At 31.5% G+C, this 6078-nt stretch carries 5 protein-coding genes and 1 pseudogene; 2 read left to right on the top strand and 4 right to left on the bottom strand.

Translation table 11 applies throughout. From position 1 onward, the window contains the following. Positions 1 to 37 precede the first annotated feature (37 nt). Entirely contained in the window at positions 38 to 1513 is a 1476-nt protein-coding gene (locus ACPYKA_RS12650) for a DNA methyltransferase (protein WP_479542623.1), read from the bottom strand. Positions 1514 to 1941: 428 nt separating this feature from the next. Here ACPYKA_RS12650 and ACPYKA_RS12645 point away from each other — a divergent pair, with 428 nt between their 5' ends. Next, positions 1942 to 2151 (top strand): hypothetical protein, encoded by a 210-nt coding sequence (locus ACPYKA_RS12645; RefSeq protein ID WP_479542622.1) that lies wholly within the window; start codon positions 1942 to 1944, stop codon positions 2149 to 2151. Between the two features lie 158 nt (positions 2152 to 2309). Continuing rightward, entirely contained in the window at positions 2310 to 2492 is a 183-nt protein-coding gene (locus ACPYKA_RS12640; protein ID WP_479542621.1) for a hypothetical protein, read from the top strand. A 169-nt stretch (positions 2493 to 2661) separates the two neighbouring features. On the opposite strand, the gene ACPYKA_RS12635 is transcribed toward ACPYKA_RS12640, so the two are convergent. From ACPYKA_RS12635 to ACPYKA_RS12625, 3 genes and pseudogenes are all read right to left on the bottom strand, one after another. Further along, positions 2662 to 3432: a hypothetical protein gene (locus tag ACPYKA_RS12635; protein ID WP_479542620.1), complete on the bottom strand. Its 771-nt coding sequence runs from the start codon at positions 3430 to 3432 to the stop codon at positions 2662 to 2664. A 667-nt stretch (positions 3433 to 4099) separates the two neighbouring features. Next, positions 4100 to 5404, bottom strand: a complete 1305-nt coding sequence (locus tag ACPYKA_RS12630; RefSeq protein WP_479542619.1) for a hypothetical protein — start codon at positions 5402 to 5404, stop codon at positions 4100 to 4102. 149 nt (positions 5405 to 5553) lie between these two features. After that, positions 5554 to 6078 (bottom strand): annotated as a pseudogene (locus ACPYKA_RS12625) (YfcC family protein); the annotation flags it as partial.

Raw genomic sequence — 6078 nt, 5'->3', positions numbered from 1 at the left:
ACCCAGATTTGTAAATTGTTCCCAAAAGAGCGCTGAATTAGTTTTCGGCAAATTTACTTTCGTAATTTGGGATTAAATCTGCTTTTAAAATATCTCCCTCTCTATTAACAACAACATCTTTTAACCAAGCTAATAATCTAAAATTCTTACCTTTGTAAAACTGTTCGTAGACATTTCCTTTATTCCTTCCCGTTCTCGGCACATACTCTATTGAGAAAAATTCACTTTCGTTTCCAAGTTCTTGTACCTTATCCATTACTCTTGTCCTGATGGAACTTTGAGGCATTTGTGTTTGATGGATTCTATCAATATACTTATAATAAATTTCCTTTTCTGTACAATTTTCTTCTTTGGCTAAGGCTGAAACAGATTTAAAAACTGGATTTATTCTCTCAAAAATCCTTATTTCTTCTCCATTTCCAGTTCTTGTACTTCCTATATACTTTTTTTCTCCTTCATAATACAATACGCTAGTATATTTCCAACTTGTCCCTTCTTTTTTATATCTATCAACCATGCTATATAATTCTTCGTATGAATATATGTTTTTAAATACAGGAAGTTGATTTATGTCATTAGCGTAAATATGAATATACTCTACATTTTTTTTAAATCTTTTATCTTCACCGCCACCAGATGCACCAGCAATATTCTTTAAGTTTATTGCAATTGTATTCAAATAATTATGTGAACCGAAAATCTCGTCGCATAAAACCTTTAAGTATCCTTGACTTTCATCATTACTATGAATGAAGATTGAACCTTCATTACTGAGTAACTCTTTAGATATGAATAATCTGTTACGCATAAAAGTTAACCATGTAGAGAGCTTAAAATCACTGTTGTATTTAAATGTATCTCCCTCTACTTTCTTAGAAAAATAATAAGGGACATCTATATAAATTAACTTTACTTTCCCTGCATACTTCTCTTTCAACGTATGTAAAGCAAGTAAATTATTACCTTTTATGATTAAATTGTCATCTTCACTAAAACTGTCTACCTCATGTTCACCGTCTTCATCAAACTTCTTCGCATTCACTAAAATCTTCTTGTCTAACAACACATCAATTTCTTCTTTTGCAATAACTTCATTTAAAAATGGTTCATCAGGACGTAAATCATCTTTGTCGGTATCTTCCTTACTCATACTTGCTTTTAATACTGTATCTTTGTACGGGAAATCTAGCACAACATCTGTCGATTCATCAATGAACTTTCCACCCGCTGTTAAACCAATTTTCTTTGAGTACTTCGTGTATGAATCCTGCCAATATTCATCGGCTTCAAAAAGCTCGAGTAATTTATTCGTCTGGATGACAATGTTTCCTGCTATGTTAATCGTAAAATTGTTCTTTACCGTTTCATTAGCTATAAATGCTTCGATTAAAGCGATATCATATTCATCTAAATCTTGTATAACTTTACTTTTATGTACGACTCCATCAATAAAATACTTTTCACCAAATTGCATTAAGACTTCTTTAATTGCTTCGTTAATTTTAGTTTTCAAGTAAATCCCCTCCATCTACCTTCTAACCAAAATTATAGCACACCATTAATACCTACCCATAAAAAATGGAAACAGTAGCAACTTCATCTACAGCTAAAATTTTATCTACAAGTCATGTACTAAATTCAACTCTAAAAAATCGATCCATTGAATCATTTAATTGAAAAACATGTCCAGGCATGTATCAAAAGTTCAACTAATTTTCCTCCATTTAAAAGTGATGCTAGTGACGAGAGTGAAGTGTTTTACATTTCTAAAAAGCTTATAATGTAAAAGCAAAAGAAACTCAACCTGTACTAAGCTAATGTCATTCTTACAACGTGGATTTTCTAACGATTTGCTTATATCATTAAATGAGGCTTGTATCTAATTAATGAACGGAAAAACAACCGCAAATAACACCTTCTTTACTATAGGGAGAGAAAAAAGTGTTCTATAGCAAAAATGATATTAAGGATATTGCATCCGATAGAAGTGATGAGTTGCAGGTATCGTCTTTAATGATTACTGCTTATCTTGGATTGCATTCTGTCCCTGATGACAGTACTTCTGAAAAAACTCATAAAAACTTATATTTTTGCATGATTGGACTGACTTTAACAATCATCGCATTTTTACTACACAGCTATGTTTTTTAAAAAAGCATTGCACAATAATCTAAAAAGGCTTAGCTATAGGACGTTCTTTCCTAAGCGCTAAGGAAATTGGCTTGTCGTTCAGGGGAATATCATACCGTAAAAGATCAAAAGAAATGGGATATGAAGTTATCTAAATTGATTATAACGAAAACGGTGAAATGATTGTCGATGTACTACCAATGGACGTAGATGGTCACATTGAAGGAGATACTTGGGAACATGAAAATGAAACGATGGAATATAATTACACAATTCTTTTAGACCCATTTAAAGAAAGCGGAATTGCGAAGTTTACAACAGACACAGGTGAAGAAATGGATTATGTAGTTGTTGTTTTTTAACTGAAGTAGTTAAAGCTTATTCAGAAGATAAATAGAAAAGTTCTTATTAAATACGAAAGTTACTTCTTATCTTCGTAAGAGGTAATTTGTACATAAAATTTATCAACTTATTCTATTGTTAAATGTATGGTTTGCTTAGCAATTGAATAATAACTGCTTAATATTACTATTATTTATTAAACTCGAACACTTCTAAACTAAATTTTTCGATGGAATTTTTATCGGTTTGCTTCACGACCTCACTAAATATATTTACTGCATCATACAAGTCATTTACCTTAAGCTTTCGAAGGGAACCTTTTTTATATTTACTATGAGGTATTACTCTTAAGTATTTTTCATCAACTACACAACGGTTACGTACAATTATATTTCTTATAGCAATAAATTCTTTTAATTTAATGTTTATTTCCTGGTCTACTGTCAAAGGTATTCCGGATTTTTTACACCATTTATCAATATTTGTAAAACCTTTATTAGCTAAAGAGGACACTTTATTTTCAATTACCTCGATAATCAATTCATCTTTCGATTCAACCTCCAACAATTGGGCTATTGAAATATGGGGATGATTATTATGTAAAATGTTAGGTTGTACTTTTAAAATTTCTCTTACTAAATTAACAATATAAGTTTGGAAATTATCTACCTGTCTACTATAGATCATCTCTATAAATTCCTGTGAATGCCGTCTCAATTTTTTTATATGGTTTCCTGGGTTAGTCTGCATTAACTCTTCTGGACTTTTTGCAATTTCCTGCTCTGTAACTAAACCATCTACCAGCTCCAAGGTTTTTTCAGCGTGATATGGTATATAATCAACAACCATAACAGTATTGATAATAAAAAAGAAAAATTCTAAATCCTTTTTAGTTGAATCAAAATACATTGCTCCTGATTTAGTCCCAGATTCTGGCTTATTAACCTGAAGTTCTGTCAATTATAATCCTCCTCTCTTTAGTAAGTGGTACGTTTATTGAGTACAATCTTATCATGTAATTTAAGAATAATACACTTTCATTAATAATATGTAATTACTAAAATCATTAACTAGCATAAAGTACTGAAACCGTACCACAAGTCAGAACGAGGTCGGTACATAACTAATCTATCAAATAAACAAAAGCGGAGGTTGTGTTTATCAATAAAAGATAAACGCAATAGTTTTTTCTTAAATTTTCACATGAAAATGTATCGTTTTCTTTTTTAATTTAAATTTACCGCCATTAACGCAAACCCTAATTCATTAAGTGCAAATTGTGTTTTACTCGTACCCGACATACGAGCGAAACACAAATTAGCCTTCAAGATCCAAAACTGGCTCAACATCTATTTTCTATCTTTAAATATTTCCATATCACGCTGAACCTTTTGTTTACGGGAAAACGAAGAAGAACTTTCGGTGAAAGAAACAGAAACCATCAACGACAAACTTGATGATACAATTAATACATATACTAAACAGATTGAGGGTCTGACGTAATAAATGTCAATAGCTAGAATAATTTCTTTTGTCAGTAACTCATTATATATAAAGTTGGATTTTCGCTTAAGTTGAACTGTATTTTCAACGGATTTACGCCAAACAAAAGTAAACCTGAATTATTTTATATAAACTCTTTTTTCAACCGATATAATAAACGCGGTCGGCCTTTTTTAGATATTTTCTCCTCACCAACTTGTTCCACAATTTCAGCTTCTTTAAAGGATTGAAGTAGGCGCTGGGCGTTACGATTACTCATATTTAATTCAAACGCTAAATCATTGGATGTAAATTGATTCCACTTTTTAAAATGAATAATATCCCTTACTCTTTCAAAAGATTGAATACTAATGTTTTTATCTTTTAATTTATTTAATAATAAAATATTATCCGAAATCGTTGATAAAGAATGAATATGCTCAAATGGTACATGAATGGTTTCACCAAGGTTATCAATGATGACAATTTCTTTATTTTCTACTTCTGTCTTATATATTGCTTTTCTGGCGTTTAATTCCGCTTTTAGTGCTGAATCACCAAAACCAATTCCCGCGATAATCTCTCTTTCCCATGATTTTTTTAGTCGATGAATTGTTTCATTTAAGAAATTCAAGTTATCCAAGATTTCCCCTCTTGAACTAAAAATCATATATTTTCCATCACCTATTTCGAAAAAAGACCCATTCATGTCACGACTAAGTGTCAGAAGTTCTTCATTCATTTTTAACGTAGCAAATTGAATATCATAAGATAATTGCTCACTTTGTTCCTCATACATTTTCGTGTCCACATCAATCATACAAACACCAATTTGTGTACGTTTGAAATAAGAAATTTGTGATCGTTGTTCAATCGATTGAATTACTTGTTTGGTGGCTAGTTTGGTAGTACTAATCCACTCAGCAGGTATATTGTCTTCTTTTAGAAGTTCCATTACTTCTGGATAACATGTCAGTACAGCATCCACTTTATTTTCTTTATATAAACGAAGATGATATTCGTATAATTCATAGTAATTAATCTGGGCATCAAATGTTTTTACCATCATTTCTTTCAGCGGAACCGATAATTGATCAAGTGAAATATCTACAATATTTGATTTGTCTAATATATCGATACTTATACAATCAATCTTATTTTTTGTTGAAACCATAAGTTGTAAAATAGCTTTGTAAAAACCGGTTTCTAGTAGATGAATATAAAAAAAATTACTCGTATCTTGCTTCGATTGTTTGGCTATTTCATAAGGAATCGGTCCTGAAAATAAGAAGTAATCGAACGCATCGTAGTGTTTTTTTATAATGTCTGTTGTTTCAGTCGCTGTGTTATAAATGAATGGAACAAAAGTTAATTTATCCGGAAATTCTTTAGCAACTTCCAATATTCGATCTACTGATTTGTTTGGTCCAACAACCCCGACTTTATACATAAGATGATCCTCCATTTCAATAATTCTTTTTTATTATAACAAAGCGATTCATTAAACGGAATAAAGTCTTAGGGATGAATTTCCCGAATAAATAGGTAACTTTCAATCTATTATATGGACAGTTGCTTAAGTGATAATTAAAATACCCTTTAATTATAGTTAATAAGCTGGGCGATAAATAAGAAGACAACAGCAAAACCATACCAGATAAGAATAAGTGGCCAGATGAACTTTATCCATTTTTCCCATTTGATACCTGCAATTGCCAATACCGCCATAAAATAGCCGGAAGTTGGGTAGAATATATTAGAGAAACCATCTCCAAATAAGAATGCGAGTACCGCTGTTTGTCTTGTTACACCCGACAAGTCTGCGATTCCAGACATAATTGGCATTGTAACCATTGCTTGTCCACTTCCAGATGGGATCAGAAAGTTAAGTAAAGCTTGAACGATTAACATAATCGTTGCAGTAACAACACTTGGCATTGCTTCTACTAGATTCCCAGCTGCATAAATAATAGTATCCAAGATGTTTCCGTCATTTAACACAACTGCAACACCACGCGCAATACCAACAACCATAGCACCTAAAAGAATATCTTTAAATCCTTTCATAAATGATTCTGAAATCTGAGATATGCCGAGCCCTCCAACAATACCAACGATAATTCC

Origin of the sequence: Pseudogracilibacillus amylolyticus (SeqCode) (assembly GCF_051918545.1) — a bacterium.
In the GTDB taxonomy this organism is placed as follows: Bacteria; Bacillota; Bacilli; order Bacillales; family Amphibacillaceae; genus Pseudogracilibacillus.
Note: the sequence above shows the minus strand (reverse complement) of the source record. Positions and strands in the feature narration are given on the sequence as shown.